This is a genomic window from Tabrizicola oligotrophica (assembly GCF_011008935.1).
Classification (GTDB): Bacteria; Pseudomonadota; Alphaproteobacteria; order Rhodobacterales; family Rhodobacteraceae; genus Tabrizicola_A; species Tabrizicola_A oligotrophica.
In genome coordinates this window covers 19029-34250 of sequence record NZ_JAAIVJ010000020.1, presented here as the reverse complement: position 1 = coordinate 34250, position 15222 = coordinate 19029, and the positions used below count along the sequence as shown (strand labels likewise).

The window sequence follows — 15222 nt, the reverse complement described above, 5'->3', positions numbered from 1 at the left end:
GCCTCGGCACTCCGGCCGGCACGACGCGCGGCTTCGGCGAGGCCGAGTTCCGCCAGATCGCCGACTGGATCGTTGAAGTGGTCGACGGGCTGGCCCAGCATGGCGAAGACGGCAACGCCGCCGTCGAGGCCGCCGTCCGGACCAAGGTCGAGGCGCTCTGCCAGCGCTTCCCGATCTACCCCACGCTCTAAGGCAAACCGCAGGAAGCAAAGGCCCCGGAAAGTCCGGGGCCTTTTTGCTTTGCGGGCTGGCACGGTCAGGTCACGGGCGCAACCAGCGCCCGCCCGGCATGCCTGCGGATGGCCCGGGTCAACGCCGCCGTGGCGGGCGCGGTCAGGCGGGCGAATTGCCAGTGCAGGGCCACATCCAGCGGCGCATCGGGCGACAGGTCGATCAGACGGCCGGCGGCGATGTCGTCGGCGACCAGCGCCTCGGCATTCATGGACCAGCCAAGGCCCGCAAGGCAGGCATCGACAAAACCCCGCGACGAGGCCATGCGGTGGGTCGGGCAGGCCGGGCGTCTGGCGGTTCCCTGCAAGTGCCGCGACACCCAGATTTCCTGCAACCGGTCCTTTTCGGAAAAGGTCAGCGCCGGGGCGCGGGCCAGTGCCTCGGCCGTCGGGCCGTCTGGCATCCAGCGCGCCAGATAGGCGGGCGAGGCGGTGGCGCGGTAGCGCAGGGCGCCAAGGGCGAAGCCGTCGCAGCCCTGCGGCGGTCTTGGATGCGCGGTGATCGCCGCCTGCACCTCGCCGCGCTTCAGCCAGTCCTGGCTGACGTCCTGATCGTCGATCACGAGGTCAAACAGGAACCCCTCCACCTCGGCCAGCGCCGGAATGACCCAGGTGGCAAGGCTGTCGGCGTTCACCGCAATGCGCAGCGTCGCGGCGCGTGGTGACAGCTGCGGCAGGTCGGCGGCCAGTGTGCGCTCCAAAAGCACCACCTCGTCATGGTGGCGGATCATCCTGAGCCCCGCGGGCGTGGCCGTGCAGGGGCTGGCGCGGCGGATCAGCAGGGTGCCGGCCTGATCCTCGAGCGCCTTGATGCGCTGCGAGATGGCCGAGGGCGTGACATGCAGCTCTGCCGCCGCGAGGTCGAAGGAACCGCGGCGGTGGACGGCGGCAAGGGCGGCAAGCTGGGCGGGTTCAAACATTAGCATGGCTAATCCAATTGCAGATTTAGTAACTTTGTTAATCCGGCGCGCTCTGCTAGCCAAGCGGCAATGGAGGGGCATATGACCGCTATTTCAGATCTTTCCCGGCTTCTGGCGACGATGGAGCCAGTCCTGCACGCCGTCCCCTATGGTTTCGCCGTCGCGGCCCGGCCAATTCCGGCGGCCTTTGCGACGGTGGCCGAGGAGGAAGGGACAACCGTCATCGCCCGGCAGGCGGATCTGCAGGCGGCGGGTGTGGACCCCGGCCCGGCCTTTGCCCGGATTTCGCTGACGGTGCATTCCGATCTGGCGGCGGTCGGGCTGACGGCGGCCCTTGCCCGCGCGCTGGCGGACAAGGGCATCAGCGCCAATGTCATCGCCGGTTTCCACCATGACCACATCTTCCTGCCCTGGGATCGACGGCAGGAGGCCTTGGCCGCGTTGCAGGAGTTGTCCCGTGCTTGAAGCTGTCGTGCAGGGGTGGCTGGTGTCCACCAGCCTGATCCTGGCCATCGGGGCGCAGAACGCCTTTGTCCTGCGACAGGGGTTGCGGCAGGAACATGTCGCCGCCGTGGTCGCGGTCTGTGCGCTGTCGGATGCGGTGCTGATTGCGGCGGGCGTGGCGGGGTTTGGCGCGGCGTCCAAGGCGCTGCCCTGGCTTGGGGCGGCGCTGCGCTGGGGCGGCGTGGCCTTCCTGCTGGTCTACGGGGCGCTGCGGTTCAGGGCGGCGCAGCGGGGCGGCGAGGCGCTGGCGCCGGCCGAAGGGCAGGGCGCGCGGTTGGGGCAAGTGCTGACGACCTGCCTGATCCTGACCTGGGCCAACCCGCATGTCTATCTTGACACGCTGGCGCTGATCGGGTCGATCTCGGCGCAGTATGCCCCGCGCGAACTGGCCTTTGGCATCGGGGCGGCGACTGGCAGCCTGACCTTTTTCGGCGCCCTTGGCTTTGGCGCGCGGGCGCTTGCGCCGCTGTTTGCCAGACCGCAGGCCTGGGTGGTGTTGGAGATCGTCGTCGGGGGAACAATGTGGATGATCGCGGCGGGGCTTGCCTTCGGGGGCTGAAAGGCCTTACGCCTGCCAGCCATGACGGCGACGACGATGGACCTTCCCTCTGAGCGGCCCCTGGAGGGCGTGGCGTGGATGCTGGCCTCGGGGCTGGCCTTCGTCGGGGTCAACAGCATCGTGCGGGCGCTTGGCACCGATATTCCGGCGGCGCAATCGGCTTTCATCCGTTTCGCCTTCGGCGTGGTGTTCTTGTTGCCGGTCTTGCCGGGGCTGTGGCGCAACGGCCTGCCCAAGGGCGCGCTGCCGCTCAGCCTCTGGCGCGGCGGGGTGCATGTGGCGGCGGTGCTGTTCTGGTTTTACGCCATGGCCCGCATCCCGATGGCGCAGGTGACGGCCATTGGCTATCTGAACCCGGTGATCCTGTTGATTGCCGGTGCCCTGCTGCTGGGCGAGCGGCTGAGCCGGCGCCGGATCATTGCCGTCGCGCTTGCGCTGTGCGGCACGCTGGTCGTCCTGAGACCGGGTGCGCAGGCGGTGACGGCCGGCCATCTGTCGCAGATCGGCGCCGCGATCTGCTTTGCCGGCAGCTACCTCTTCGCCAAGCGCCTGTCGGCGCTGGTGCCGGCCTCGACGGTGGTGGCGCTCTTGTCGCTGACGGTGACGATCGGGCTCTTGCCGCTGGCGCTCTGGGTCTGGGTGCCGGTGTCGACGCTGCATCTGGCGGGGCTGGCAGTGGTGGCGCTGCTCGCCACCGCCGGGCATTACCTGATGACACGCGCGTTCCGCGTGGCGCCGATGACCGTGACGCAGCCCGTAACCTTCCTGAACCTCGTCTGGGCCGCGCTGGCCGGCAGCCTGATCTTTGCCGAGCCGGTGGACCTGTGGGTGCTGCTTGGTGGCGGGCTCATCATCGGTGCGATTTCCTGGGTGACCTGGGCCGAGCGCGGCCCGGCCCCCGCAAACCCGCAATCCGACAGCTGAGCGTTGCGCCGGCGCCCTTGGGCGCGCGCGCCCCGGAAGCGGGTGTTAAGCCTGCTTTCCTAGCCTTCCGGGCCAAGAGGTTCCCCGCGGAGGTTTGCATGCCCGATCTGTCCCCCATCCTGTCCTTGCCGCTGATGCAGGCGTCACAGGCGCAAAAACATGTCACCCATAACGAGGCGGTGATGCAGCTTGACCTTTTGGTGCAGCTGACCGTCACGGACCGCACCCGCACCGCGCCGCCCGCCAGCCCGGTCGAAGGCCAGCGCCACATCGTGGCGGCCGCGCCCACCGGTGCCTGGGCGGGGCAGGCCGACAAGATCGCGCTCTGGCTGGACGGGCTTTGGCAATTCGTCGCGCCGGTCATCGGCTGGAGGGTCTGGATTGCGACGGAAAGCCTTGAGCTGGTCCATGACGGGGCGGCATGGGTTTCCATGGGGGCGGCCTCGGTTCCCGCCGTTCTGGCGGTGGACCAGCTCGGCGTCTCGGCCAGCTCGGATGCGACGAACCGGCTGGCCCTGTCCTCTCCGGCCTCGCTGTTCGATCACGCCGGGGCGGGCCACCAGGTGAAGGTCAACAAATCCGCCGCAGCCCAGACCGCGAGCCTTTTGTTTCAGAACAACTATTCCGGCCGCGCCGAAATGGGGCTGGTGGGCGACAATCACTTCTCGGTCAATGTCTCGAGCAATGGCACGACCTTCAACACGGCGATGAAGATCACGGCAGGGACGGCCGAAGTCGAGATCTTCAAGCCGGTGCAGCTGACCGGGCAGGCCACCGCCCCGGCTGGTCCGACGGACGGGCTGGTATGGCATGACAGCACGCGCGGACAGGTGTTTGCGCGCGTGGCGGGGCAGACGCGGGTGATCGACCAGCAGGCAGATCTGCCCTGTCTGGTGCCGCCTGTCGGGGAATATGTCATTACCACCATGGGCAGCGGTGGTGCGACGACGGTGCTGACCGGGGCCGCGAACCGGCTGGATCTTTTCCCCTATGTCAGCAGCACTGATCTGACGGTCGATGCGCTGGGCGTCAATTGCACGACGGCCGTGGCCTCGGCGCTCTGCAAGCTGGTGGTCTATGAGGCGCTGGCCAATGGCCAGCCCGGCAGCCTCTTGCTGGAGACGGCGACCGCCGATCTTTCCACCACGGGCAACAAGGTTCTGACTGCCAGCCTGACCCTCCTGCGCGGGCGGACCTATTGGCTCGGGGTGCGGCATTCCTCGACCGCCGTGCTGTCGGCCTGGGCCTTGCAGGCGACGCCCGACATCAACGGCGGCACGACCATGGTGACGACCGCGCGCAAGACCTTGCGCCGCACCGTGACCTTTGCCACCGCGGCTCCGGCAAGCTGGGGCTTTGTCAACTCCGAGATCAACGCGGCGGTCGCCACGGCGATCTGGCTGCGCATGGCCTGAGCCTTTTGGCAACAGCCGCAGGTCCGGGCAGGGGCGATGCCTGCCCGGATTTGACTTGTTTTCAAGGCCTGCCTACACAGGGCAAAACAAGCCCCGAACGGGGCACGACAACAAGTCGGGTAGGCGGGCAGATGAAGATTGCGATGATCGGCACGGGATATGTGGGCCTGGTTTCCGGGGTCTGCTTTTCCGATTTCGGCCATGAGGTTGTGTGCGTCGACAAGGACCCCGGCAAGATCGAACGGCTGCGCGCCGGCGAGGTGCCGATCTTCGAGCCGGGTCTTGATGATCTGATGGCCAAGAACGTCGCCGCCGGGCGGCTTTCCTTCACGCTTGACCTGGCCGATGCGGTGGCGGATGCGGAGGCGGTCTTCATCGCCGTCGGCACGCCCACCCGGCGCGGCGACGGGCATGCCGACCTCAGCTATGTCATGGCAGCAGCGGCCGAAATCGGCCGGGCGCTGACCGGCTATGCCGTGATCGTCACCAAATCCACCGTTCCCGTCGGCACCAACCGCAAGGTGGCCGAGGCGGTGCGGGCGGCCAACCCCTCGGCCGCCTTCGATGTCGCCTCGAACCCGGAATTCCTGCGCGAGGGCGCCGCGATCGACGATTTCATGCGCCCCGACCGGGTGGTGGTGGGCGTCGAGGCCAAGCGCGCCCGCAAGGTGATGGGCGACATCTATCGCCCGCTCTTCCTGCGCGATTTTCCGATCGTCTATACCGGGCTGGAATCGGCCGAGATGATCAAATACGCCGCCAACGCCTTTCTGGCCGCCAAGATCACCTTCATCAACGAAATCGCCGCCCTGTGCGAAAGGGTCGGCGCCGATGTGAAGGATGTGGCCAAGGGCATGGGCATGGATGGGCGCATCGGAAACAAGTTCCTGCATGCCGGGCCGGGCTATGGCGGGTCATGTTTCCCGAAGGATACCAAGGCCTTGGCGCGCATCGGGCAGGAGCATGCCGTGCCGATGCAGATCACCGAAACCGTCATCAAGGTGAACGAGGAAATCAAGCGCCGGATGATCGGCAAGATCGAAGACCTTTGTGACGGGGTGTTGAACGGCAAGACTATCGCCATTCTCGGCGTGACCTTCAAACCCAACACCGATGACATGCGCGACGCGCCCTCGCTGACCATCGTCCCGGCCCTGGTCGGCGCCGGGGCGCGGGTGAAAGTGGTGGACCCGCAAGGCCGCCACGAGGGCGAGGCGTTGCTGCCCGGCGTGAAATGGGTGGAAAACCCCTATCAGGCGGCGCAGGGCGCGCATCTGGTGGTGGTGCTGACCGAGTGGAACGAGTTCCGCGCGCTCGATCTGGGCAAGATCGTCAAGAAGATGGAGGTTCCCCGCATGGCCGACCTGCGCAACGTCTATTCCGAGGAAGAGGCGAAAGAGGCCGGGTTTGAGACCTATGTGGGGATCGGGCGGTAGGGGGGATTCACCCGAATTCCGCTGGCGATTTTCGGGCGGAAATCGCCCGGTTCCCGACTGCCCTGCCTCACCCCTTCGCTCCCTGTCCCCGGGCATAGACATCCTCGTACCGCACGATATCGTCTTCCCCCAGATAGGCCCCGGTCTGCACCTCGATCAGTACCATCGGCAGCTTGCCGGGGTTCTCCAGCCGGTGCTTTTCGCCCAAGGGGATGTAGACCGACTGGTTTTCGCTGACGAGGCTCACTGTCTCGCCGACTGTCACCCGTGCAGTTCCTGAAACCACGATCCAGTGCTCGGCGCGATGGACGTGGCTTTGCAGCGACAGCGCTGCCCCCGGTTTCACCACGATGCGCTTGACCTGAAAGCGGTCGGACAGGGCCAGAGTCTCGAACCAGCCCCAGGGGCGGTGGTCGCGCGGGAAGGTTTCGGCTTGCCGCGCGGCGGTGGATTTCAGCGCGGCGACCGCCAGTTTCACATCCTGCGCCCGGTCACGCGGGGCGAGCAGAACGGCGTCGGGCATGGCAACGGCGATCATGTCGGTCAGGCCGATGCCGACCAGCACCTGCGCCTCGCTTTCCGACCGCAAAAGGCTGTCCATGCAGTCGATCACCACGGTTTGCCCGTGGGTGGCATTGCCTGCGGCATCGCGGGCCGGGGTTTCGCGCCAGACCGCGTCCCAATCGCCCAGATCCGACCAGCCGGCCGAATAGGGCATGACATCAAGGTTGCCGGCCTTTTCCATCACCGCATAGTCGATGGAAATCTCGCGCGCGCCGGCCCAGGGGGTTTCGGCCAGCCGCAGGAAGCCGAGGTCGCGTTCAGCAAGTTCCACCGCATCGCCGACCGGTCCGATCAGGTCGGCGGCATGGGCAGCGCAGGCGGCCAGCAGGGTTTCGGCGGAAAACAGGAAAATGCCGGCATTCCACAGGAAATTCCCGGCCTTCAGCATGGCCCCGGCACGCGTGGCGTCGGGTTTTTCGACAAAGCGGGTCAGCGGCTGGGTCTGGCCGTCGACCGGGGGCGCGGACAGTTCGAGCCAGCCATAGCCGGTCTCAGCCCGGTCGGGCCGGATGCCGAAGGTGACGATCCGCCCGGCTTCGGCCGCAGGGGTTGCGGCGGTGACGGCGGCGCGGAAGGCCGCATCATCGGGCACCACATGGTCGGAGGGCGCGACGAGGATCAGCGCCCCGGGATCATTGGCGGCAATGTGCAGCGTGGCGGCCAGGATGGCCGGCGCGGTGTTGCGCCCTGCGGGTTCGATCAGGATCGCGCCGGGGTCGATCCGGGCTGCGGCCAGTTGCTCGACCACGATGAAGCGAAAATCGCTGTTCGTCACCACCACGGGCCGGGCAAATCCGACGCCCGAAAGGCGCGTCGCGGCCTGCTGGAACAGGCTCCCCTCGCCGGAAATCGCGCTGAACTGCTTGGGATAGCTTTTGCGGGACAGCGGCCAGAGCCGGGTGCCCGAGCCGCCACACAAGAGCAGAGGGGTAATCTTTCCCATCCGGTCCACAACCTTTCACACTGCGTCGCCCGGCTCATTAGCGGCCATTTGTGACGCATTTGAGGAAAAAGCCAATGAAATCACAAGAGGTCATAGCTGGTGTCGCCAAGCCGCAGGAAAACATCGGTCAGGTTCGCGCCGTCCTGCAGGGTGAACAGCACCTGACCGGTCGTGAGGTGAAACACCTGCGCCTCGGCCACCGCCGCGGACCCGACGCCTGCGACATGCTGAAACCGCAGCCCGATATCGCTGCGCGACAGGCCCGCAATCCGGAGATCCAGACTGTCGGCCTCGGCCGGGTTGTAATCGGTGACAAGATCGCCGCCTTCGTCAAGCCGGTGCAGCACGAAGCTGTCGGCACTGCTGCCGCCGGTCAAGGTATCCTGACCGGCGCCGCCCGCAAGCTCATCTGCCCCGCCGCGCCCCGAAAGCTGGTCATTGCCGGCAGAGCCGTCCAGCCGGTTGGCGGCCTCGGAACCATAAAGCCAGTCGGCGTAGAAAGAGCCGCGCAGGCATTCGATGGACAGCCAGACATCGCCCGCGGCATCTCCGGTATTCGCGGCGGGGCTGGCAAGATCGGCAGTCAGGCCCCGGATGTCGCTGGAATAATCGGCCCAGTCCATGCCGTCGCCGCCATCCAGCGTATCGGCGAGCGCGCCGCCGTTCAGCAGGTCATCGCCGCTGCCGCCAGCGAGCCGGTCGCGCCCCCGCGCACCGGACAGCACATCCGCCCCCTCGCCGCCGAAAAGCCAGTCGTCGCCCGTCCCGCCGCTGAGCGTGTCGGCATGGGCCGAGCCGATCAGCCCTTCAATGCCGTCATAACTGTCGCCACGTGCGTCGCCCGCATTGCCGGCCGGGTCGGCAAGCCGGGCCACCACCGCCGAGCCGGCCAGCGCATAGCTGGCAAGGTCGACCCCCTCGCCGCCGAACAGGTGGTCCGCGCCGGCGCCGCCCTCCAATGTGTCATCGCCCGCGCCGCCCGAGAGCCGATCCACCCCGCCGCCGCCCTGCAGCAGATTGGACAAGGCATCGCCCGCCAGATCGTCGGCATGGGCCGAGCCGCGCAGGCCCTCGATCAGGGAATACAGGTCGCCGGCCGCCTCCCCGGTGTTCATTGCCGGCGTGCCAAGGCTTGCCGTCACGCCGGCGGCTGCGTCGCCATAGCTGGCCAGATCCAGACCGCCGCCGCCATGAAGCCCGTCCGCCCCGCCGCGACCCTGCAACAGGTCGTTGCCGCCGCCCCCTAGCAGCAGGTTGCCCGCGCCATTGCCGGAAAGCCGGTCAGACTGCGCCGAGCCCTCGACCTCTTCGATCCCGGAATACCGATCGCCGCGCGCTTCGCCGCTGTTCTGCGTCGGGTTGGCCAGATCGACGGTCACGCCCGCAGCTGCTGCGGCATAGCTTGTCCGGTCGCGCCCGTCGCCGCCCTGCAACAGATCCCCGCCCGCCCCGCCGATCAGCAGATCATCCCCCGCACCGCCGCTCAGGGTATCGGCCCCCTCGCGGCCCTCAAGCCGATCGGCACCGGCAAGGCCGGACAGGCGGTTGCCCTGGTGGTCGCCCGCCAGCGTGTCGTTCTGGCGCGAGCCGATCAGCCCCTCGACTGCAAGGTAGCGGTCGCCAAGCGCGTCGGCGCCAAGGTTGGCCGCCGGGGTGGCCAGGTCGGCCCGGATCGCGGTTGTCGCGGTGCTGTAGGAGGCCACATCCATGCCCGCTCCGCCCGTCAGAACATCGGCCCCGCTGCCGCCGATCAATCTGTCGTCGCCCGCATCGCCGGACAGCCGGTCCGCGCCGCCACGACCCAGCAGGACATCGGCCCCGGCGGCACCGTAAAGTCGGTTGGCCGTGCCGTCGCCTGCCAGCCGGTCGCCAAAGCGCGATCCGGCGAAGGCCTCGATGCCATGGAACCGGTCGCCGGCGGCAAGTCCAGTCGAGGCGGCCGGCGCAGCGAGGTCAAGCGTGATGCGGGTTGCGGCCCCGGCATAATCCACCCGGTCGGAACCAGCGCCACCAGAGTAGAGGTCGGCCCCCGCCCCCGCGATCAGCCGGTCATCGCCCGCGCCGCCATAAACCGTGTCATTGCCCGCGCCATCCGAAAGCCAGTCTGCCCCCGCCCCACCTTCCAGCCAGTTTGCTCCGCCGTCGCCAGTCAGCCGGTCAGCATGGGCGCTGCCCGAAATGCCTTCGATGCCGACATAGCGGTCGCCCTCGGCCTCGATCCCGCGATTGGCCCCCGGATCGGCGAGGCTGGCGGTCACGCCGGCGATGGATTGCGCATAGTCGGCCAGATCAAGCCCCGCCCCGCCGTCCAGCAGATCGGCGCCGGCAAGGCCCGCCAGCCGGTCGTTGCCGGCGCCGCCGTACAGCGCATCTTCGCCCGCGTCGCCGCTCAGCACATCGTTGTCCGCCGTGCCGTTCACCACGCGGGGCGGGCGGTAGTGATAGACCCAAAGCCCGTCGACCCCGGTGTTGCCCGCGGTATCCGCCAGCGCCAGAAGCCGCGCCTCGATGCCGGACGCCCAATGGCCGTTCACCGCACCCGAGGCCGCCAGCCGCCAGCCGATCAGCGCCGGGTCGCCGCCAAGCCCCTGCCAGCCGCCTTCCAGATCGCCCGTAGTCCAGCCGATGCTGTCGTAGCGCAGGACGATGGTGAAGCCGCCCGCGCCGTCGTCGAACAGCTGAAGCTGAAAGGTGTTGGTCCGCGCCGCGTTGCGACGGTAGAACCCGACCTCCTGCCAGGTGATCGTCACCACATCGCCGACCGGGTCGACATCCACCCAGACCGGGCCGCTTTCCGCGCCCTCGCCGTCAAGGCGGGTGTCCACATCGGCGTGGAAGGCGGCGATGAAGGGCCGGGTGATGGCCGAAAGACTGTCGGCCACGCCGTTCACCGCGCCGCCGAAGCTGACCAGCCCATTGGTCGAGACATAAAGCTCGTCCGCCGCGAAATGCGCCCCGCCGAACTGAAAGCCGTCTTCAAAGACCGCGCCAACATCGAGGCGCAGGCTGGCATCATCGGCGCGGGTCAGCATGGTCTCGCCGAACCCGGCTGCCCCGCCAAGCCCGGTCACGGCGCTGCCATTGCCGGTTACCTCCGCCATCGCTGAATCCACCAAAACCCCGGCTCGCAAGATGGCGCCTGCTGCATGAACGGCAGGTTAAGCGCCGTCGCGGGTGCCGGGACAGAATGTCTCGAATGCCAGATTAACTTTCGGGAAAGGTCGCGGGCCTGCCCCAAAGCTGTCACCGCGCGGAACGGTGGTGTCCGGATGCTTGGCATCGGGGCAAGGCGGGGTGGCCGAAGGTGCAAGTTCAGCCGGTGACGATCCTTCAGGGGGCAGAGCTTGGGTTCGGCTTCATCGCCGACGGTCTGGCGGTGGTGCAGGCGGGCGGCTATCTGCGGCTGATCTACGCCGCGCGTGACGACAATCGCCTGGCGGCGGTGACGCTGGCCGATGGCCTGCCGTCGCCCATGCCCGACCCCGCTGCCCCGGTGATCGGCAGCGCGCCGGGGGCCGACATCGCGGTGCAGGACAATGCTGGCTCCGACAGGGTCTATGTGTTTGCCAGCCATGACGGGCTGTTGCGCCACGCCACCCTTGGCGCGACTGGGGCGCCGGGCCTGACCAACGGCACTCTGACCGATCAGGGCTATCTCTTCGGCGTCACCGCGATGGAGATCCTTGAGCGCGGGCCAACCGATATGGCGGTCATCGCGCAGCGCACCGTGGCGGGTCTGCAGGTGTTTTCCATCAGCGAAACCGGCGCGGTTTCGCTGATCGCGACGCTGGCGGACGGGCCGAAATCCTATCTCGCCGATGTTGCCGATCTTGCCTCGGTCGAGGTTGCGGGCCGCAGCTTTCTGCTGGCCGCCTCGGCGCTTGAAAACGGGATCAGCCTGTTCGAGATCGACAGCGCCGGCGCGGCGAGCTTTGTGGATGCCATCGGCGCGGCGGATGGCTTGCCGCTGGGCGGTCCGGCTGCGCTGCAGACCGTCCGCTTCGGCGGCGAGCAGTTCGTACTGGTCGCGGCGACGCTGTCCGCTTCGGTTTCGGTGCTGCGGATCAACGAGATGGGGGTGATCTTTGTCGAAGATCACCTGATCGACGACCGCGCGACGCGCTTTGACGATGTTGCGGCGCTGGATGCCTTTCCCCACGCGGGCCGGGTGTTCGTGGTCGCGGCGGGCAGCGATGCCGGGGTGTCGGTGCTGGAGCTTTTGCCGGGCGGGCGGCTGTCGCATGTCACCTCGCTTGCGCTGGAGACGGGGGCCGGGATCGGTACTGTCACCGGGATTGAGGCCGCCGTGCTGAACGGCAGGGCGGCGATCTTCCTGACCGATGCCGGAGGGACGCGCATCCATCAGCTGGAAATCGCCCTTGCCGGAATCGGCGGTCTTGTCGGGGCGCAGGGGGGGCTCGCCCTGGGGGGCAATCTCGACGAGCGTCTGCTGGGCACAGCGGCGGCGGAAACGCTGCAAGGCGGGGGGGGCGATGATTTCCTGCATGACGGCGCGGGAAATGACCTTCTGCTCGGCGGGGCGGGTGCCGATGTCTTTGTCCTTGACCGCGACGGCAGCGCGGACCGGATCGGCGATTTTCAGGATGGCATCGACCGGATCGACGTTTCGGACTGGGGGCGGATCTATGCGGCTTCGGCGTTGACCATCAACATCACCGCCTCGGGGGCGGTGGTCAGCTATGGCGACGAAAGCCTGACGATCACCCGCGCGGGCAGCGCCGCACTGCAACTGACAGAGGCCGACTTTCTGTTCTGAGCCTGCCGGCCGACCGGGTTTCGGCTTGCGCTTCGCCGTGGCTTCGGGCCAAGAACGCACAGGTTTTGGCAAGGTTTCGGCAAGGGGCTGGCAGGATGCAGCATGTTCTGGTGACGGGAGGGGCGGGCTATATCGGCGCCCATGCCTGCAAGGCGCTGGCGCGGGCGGGCTTTGTGCCGGTGGCCTTCGACAATCTCTCGACCGGCTGGGAAGATGCGGTCAAGTTCGGCCCCTTCGTCAAGGGCGACCTGATGAAGCGCGCCGATCTGGATGCCGCCTTTGCCCGCTATCGCCCGGTGGCGGTGATGCATTTCGCCGCCCTTTCGCTGGTGGGCGAAAGCATGGCCGATCCGGGCCGCTACTGGCGGGTGAACCTTGGGTCGGCCCTGAACCTGATCGAAGCTGCCATTGCGGCGGGTTGCCTGAACTTCGTCTTTTCCTCGACCTGCGCCACCTATGGCGATCAGGACGGGGTGATGCTGGACGAGACGACGGCGCAGCGCCCGATCAACTCCTATGGCGCCTCGAAACGCGCGATCGAGGATATGCTGAACAATTTCAGCGCAAGCCACGGGCTGAACCGGGTGATCTTCCGCTATTTCAACGTCGCGGGTGCCGACCCCGAAGGCGAGGTGGGCGAACAGCACCGCCCGGAAACCCATCTGATCCCGCTGATGCTGGACGCGATCGAAGGCCGCCGCCCGGCGCTGACGCTTTACGGCACCGACTACTCCACCCCCGACGGCACCTGCGTGCGCGACTATGTGCATGTCACCGACCTGGTGGCGGCGCATGTGCTGGGGCTGAACTGGCTTCTGGACGGCAAGGGAAATTCGGAATTCAACCTTGGCTCGGGCAAGGGATTTTCGGTGCGCGAGGTGATTGCCGCCTCGAGCGCCGTCACCAACCGCCCGGTGCCGGTGGTCGAAGGCCCGCGCCGGGCGGGCGATGCGGCGGCGCTGGTGTCGGGCTCGCGCCGCGCAGTTGAGGTTCTGGGCTGGAAACCGCATCATCCCGATCTGGCGGACATGATCCGTCATGCCCATGCCTGGGGACAAAAGCCGGGGTTCGCAAAGTAACCCGGGCCGTGGTGGGCATGCCGTCACTGCGCTTGACACCCCGACGATTTCCCCCGATAAGCCCGCATCCCGGACAGGTGCGAATCTGTCCGGGCAATTTTCATTACGTCCCGAGAGGGGCGCGCTGTCCGAGGCGGGGAAAACCCCGGGAACACCCGAAAGGGGGGCCACAGGGCGCGGCTGACACAGAAGGAAAGACCCATGTTTGCGGTCATCAAGACCGGTGGCAAGCAGTATACCGTTCGTGCGGGCGACGTCCTGCGCGTGGAACTGATTGACGCTGTGGCTGGCGAAAAAGTCCAGTTCAACGAAATTCTCATGGTCGGCGGTGACAAGGTCACCGTTGGCGCTCCGGTTGTGGCTGGTGCGGCGGTTCAGGCCGACGTCATCGACAACATCAAGGGCGAAAAGACCATTCACTATGTGAAGCGTCGCCGGAAGCACTCGTCGCAGCGCACCAAGGGCCACCGTCAGAAGTGGACGCTGGTCCGCGTGTCGGAAATCCTGGCTGCGGGCGCTGACAAGTCGGGCGTCAAGGCCGCCATCGGCACCGCCGATGCCCGCCGCGCCGCGCACGAAACCAAGTAAGAGGAGTACACCCCCATGGCACATAAAAAGGCAGGCGGTTCCTCTCGCAACGGCCGCGATTCCGCGGGTCGTCGTCTGGGCGTGAAGCTGTTCGGTGGCCAGGCGGCCATTCCGGGCAACATCATCGTGCGCCAGCGCGGCACCGAGTGGTTCCCGGGTGAAGGCGTCGGCATGGGCCGCGACCACACCATCTTCGCCGTTGTCGAAGGCAAGGTAACTTTCAAGAAAGGCTTCAAGGGCCGCACCTTCATTTCGGTGCTCCCGACTGCCGAGGCCGCAGAGTAAGCCGGAAACCTTGAGTTGAACATCAACGGGGGATCGGCTGGAAGGCCGGTCCCCCGTCTCGTTTCCGAAGGACACGCGGGGGATCGGTCAGGACGGTCAGGGCAACCTGACCAGCAACTGTCACGAGGAACCGGAACATGTCCGTGACTGGAAACGACCTTTTGGCGCTGGGCCTGCCGCATGGCCCGACCTTCGCCGCAGCTCTGGCCGAGGCCAACCGCCTGCACCTGTCGGGGCCGGCACTGGCAACCTTTGTGCGCGCGATGCTGCCGGAACCCGCCGGCCGCACGGGCAAAGCCTCGCCGGTGCAAGGCCAAGAGGGCTGACATGTCGCATATCACTCCCCATATCCACCCTGTTGCGCCTTCGCGCGGCACGGTAATGCCGGGGCAACCCGGCCCTGCGCTTCAGAGGAGAGAAGCCGTGACCTTTGACCAGTCTGTCGGTTCCGTCGATGCCATCGTGGCGGGACGCTTCGTGTTGCGGCCGATCAGGGTTTCGGATGCCGGGCTTGTGGCGCTTTACGCCTCGGACCCGCGCGTGGCCGAGGCGACGCGGTCGATCCCGCATCCCTTGCCGCCGGGCGCGGTGGAGGCCTTCATCGCCCGCGCCATGTCGGGCGAAACCCGCGGCACGATCTGGGCGATGGACGGGGCTGCCACCGGACTGTCGGAACTTCTGGGCATCATCAGCCTGAAGCCGATGGAAGCCCGCAAATCCGGAGGGGGGCAATCCGAGATCGGCTTCTGGGTGGCGCCGCAGATGTGGAACACCGGCATCGCCTCGGAGGCGGTGCGGGCGCTGGTGGCGGCGAACCCGCTGGGCGACCGGACGCTTTTTGCCGAGGTGTTTCAGGACAACCCGGGGTCGGCCAAGGTGCTGACCAATTGCGGCTTTGAATATCTGGGTGATGCCGAGACCTTCTCGGTGGCGCGCGGCGCCCGCGTGCCGATCTGGACCTATATCCGCAAGATGGGATGAACCCCACCGTTGCACCG

The 15222-nt window shown here is 67.3% G+C and carries 14 protein-coding genes and 1 pseudogene; 12 read left to right on the top strand and 3 right to left on the bottom strand.

The features are described 5' to 3' along the window. Nucleotides 1–191 (top strand): annotated as a pseudogene (gene glyA / locus G4Z14_RS17765) (serine hydroxymethyltransferase); the annotation flags it as partial. Between the two features lie 65 nt (nt 192–256). Here glyA and G4Z14_RS17760 read toward each other — a convergent pair. Continuing rightward, nucleotides 257–1156, bottom strand: coding sequence for a LysR family transcriptional regulator ArgP (locus G4Z14_RS17760; protein ID WP_407703843.1), 900 nt, complete (start codon nt 1154–1156; stop codon nt 257–259). A 75-nt stretch (nt 1157–1231) separates the two neighbouring features. Between G4Z14_RS17760 and G4Z14_RS17755 the strand changes: the two genes are divergently transcribed. The 5 genes from G4Z14_RS17755 (at nt 1232) to G4Z14_RS17735 (ending at nt 5988) form a co-directional block, all read left to right on the top strand. Beyond that, nucleotides 1232–1615, top strand: a complete 384-nt coding sequence (locus G4Z14_RS17755) for an ACT domain-containing protein (protein ID WP_164628142.1) — start codon at nt 1232–1234, stop codon at nt 1613–1615. After that, nucleotides 1608–2213 carry a LysE/ArgO family amino acid transporter gene (locus G4Z14_RS17750; protein WP_321573074.1) on the top strand — a complete coding sequence of 202 codons (606 nt, stop codon included), beginning with the start codon at nt 1608–1610 and terminating at the stop codon, nt 2211–2213. The genes G4Z14_RS17755 and G4Z14_RS17750 overlap by 8 nt, the downstream gene beginning before the upstream one ends. A 36-nt stretch (nt 2214–2249) precedes the next feature. Beyond that, complete coding sequence (locus G4Z14_RS17745; protein ID WP_227751843.1) at nt 2250–3137, top strand: DMT family transporter; 888 nt, start codon at nt 2250–2252, stop codon at nt 3135–3137. A 98-nt stretch (nt 3138–3235) separates the two neighbouring features. Next, complete coding sequence (locus G4Z14_RS17740) at nt 3236–4552, top strand: DUF2793 domain-containing protein (protein ID WP_164628138.1); 1317 nt, start codon at nt 3236–3238, stop codon at nt 4550–4552. Between the two features lie 131 nt (nt 4553–4683). After that, entirely contained in the window at nt 4684–5988 is a 1305-nt protein-coding gene (locus G4Z14_RS17735) for a UDP-glucose dehydrogenase family protein (RefSeq protein WP_164628136.1), read from the top strand. A gap of 67 nt (nt 5989–6055) precedes the next feature. Here the strand turns inward: G4Z14_RS17735 and G4Z14_RS17730 are convergent, their stop codons facing one another. Both G4Z14_RS17730 and G4Z14_RS17725 read right to left on the bottom strand, forming a co-directional pair. Next, a complete protein-coding gene (locus G4Z14_RS17730; protein WP_164628134.1) occupies nt 6056–7495 on the bottom strand; it encodes a mannose-1-phosphate guanylyltransferase/mannose-6-phosphate isomerase in 1440 nt (479 codons plus the stop codon). A gap of 80 nt (nt 7496–7575) precedes the next feature. Then, nucleotides 7576–10596 carry a nidogen-like domain-containing protein gene (locus G4Z14_RS17725; protein WP_164628133.1) on the bottom strand — a complete coding sequence of 1007 codons (3021 nt, stop codon included), beginning with the start codon at nt 10594–10596 and terminating at the stop codon, nt 7576–7578. Between the two features lie 218 nt (nt 10597–10814). On the opposite strand from G4Z14_RS17725, the gene G4Z14_RS19185 reads away from it, so the two are divergent. The 6 genes from G4Z14_RS19185 to G4Z14_RS17695 all read left to right on the top strand — a co-directional run bounded on the left by G4Z14_RS19185 (nt 10815) and on the right by G4Z14_RS17695 (nt 15205). Then, complete coding sequence (locus G4Z14_RS19185; protein WP_164628131.1) at nt 10815–12272, top strand: M10 family metallopeptidase C-terminal domain-containing protein; 1458 nt, start codon at nt 10815–10817, stop codon at nt 12270–12272. 95 nt (nt 12273–12367) lie between these two features. After that, entirely contained in the window at nt 12368–13351 is a 984-nt protein-coding gene (gene galE, locus G4Z14_RS17715; protein ID WP_164628129.1) for a UDP-glucose 4-epimerase GalE, read from the top strand. Nucleotides 13352–13552: 201 nt separating this feature from the next. Next, on the top strand, nt 13553–13939 hold the full coding sequence (gene rplU / locus G4Z14_RS17710) for a 50S ribosomal protein L21 (protein WP_164628128.1): 387 nt from the start codon (nt 13553–13555) through the stop codon (nt 13937–13939). A 15-nt stretch (nt 13940–13954) separates the two neighbouring features. Next, nucleotides 13955–14224, top strand: a complete 270-nt coding sequence (gene rpmA / locus G4Z14_RS17705; RefSeq protein ID WP_164628126.1) for a 50S ribosomal protein L27 — start codon at nt 13955–13957, stop codon at nt 14222–14224. Between the two features lie 137 nt (nt 14225–14361). Further along, entirely contained in the window at nt 14362–14550 is a 189-nt protein-coding gene (locus G4Z14_RS17700) for a hypothetical protein (RefSeq protein WP_164628123.1), read from the top strand. 97 nt (nt 14551–14647) lie between these two features. Next, a complete protein-coding gene (locus tag G4Z14_RS17695; RefSeq protein ID WP_321573073.1) occupies nt 14648–15205 on the top strand; it encodes a GNAT family N-acetyltransferase in 558 nt (185 codons plus the stop codon). Nucleotides 15206–15222: the final 17 nt, after the last annotated feature.

Coding starts and splice junctions, on each gene's coding strand:
- G4Z14_RS17760 (WP_407703843.1), bottom strand. CDS start 1,156: ATGCTAATGTTTGAACCCGCCCAGCTTGCCGCCCTTGCCGCCGTCCAC.
- G4Z14_RS17755 (WP_164628142.1), top strand. CDS start 1,232: ATGACCGCTATTTCAGATCTTTCCCGGCTTCTGGCGACGATGGAGCCA.
- G4Z14_RS17745 (WP_227751843.1), top strand. CDS start 2,250: ATGGACCTTCCCTCTGAGCGGCCCCTGGAGGGCGTGGCGTGGATGCTG.
- G4Z14_RS17740 (WP_164628138.1), top strand. CDS start 3,236: ATGCCCGATCTGTCCCCCATCCTGTCCTTGCCGCTGATGCAGGCGTCA.
- G4Z14_RS17735 (WP_164628136.1), top strand. CDS start 4,684: ATGAAGATTGCGATGATCGGCACGGGATATGTGGGCCTGGTTTCCGGG.
- G4Z14_RS17730 (WP_164628134.1), bottom strand. CDS start 7,495: ATGGGAAAGATTACCCCTCTGCTCTTGTGTGGCGGCTCGGGCACCCGG.
- G4Z14_RS17725 (WP_164628133.1), bottom strand. CDS start 10,596: ATGGCGGAGGTAACCGGCAATGGCAGCGCCGTGACCGGGCTTGGCGGG.
- galE (WP_164628129.1), top strand. CDS start 12,368: ATGCAGCATGTTCTGGTGACGGGAGGGGCGGGCTATATCGGCGCCCAT.
- rplU (WP_164628128.1), top strand. CDS start 13,553: ATGTTTGCGGTCATCAAGACCGGTGGCAAGCAGTATACCGTTCGTGCG.
- rpmA (WP_164628126.1), top strand. CDS start 13,955: ATGGCACATAAAAAGGCAGGCGGTTCCTCTCGCAACGGCCGCGATTCC.
- G4Z14_RS17700 (WP_164628123.1), top strand. CDS start 14,362: ATGTCCGTGACTGGAAACGACCTTTTGGCGCTGGGCCTGCCGCATGGC.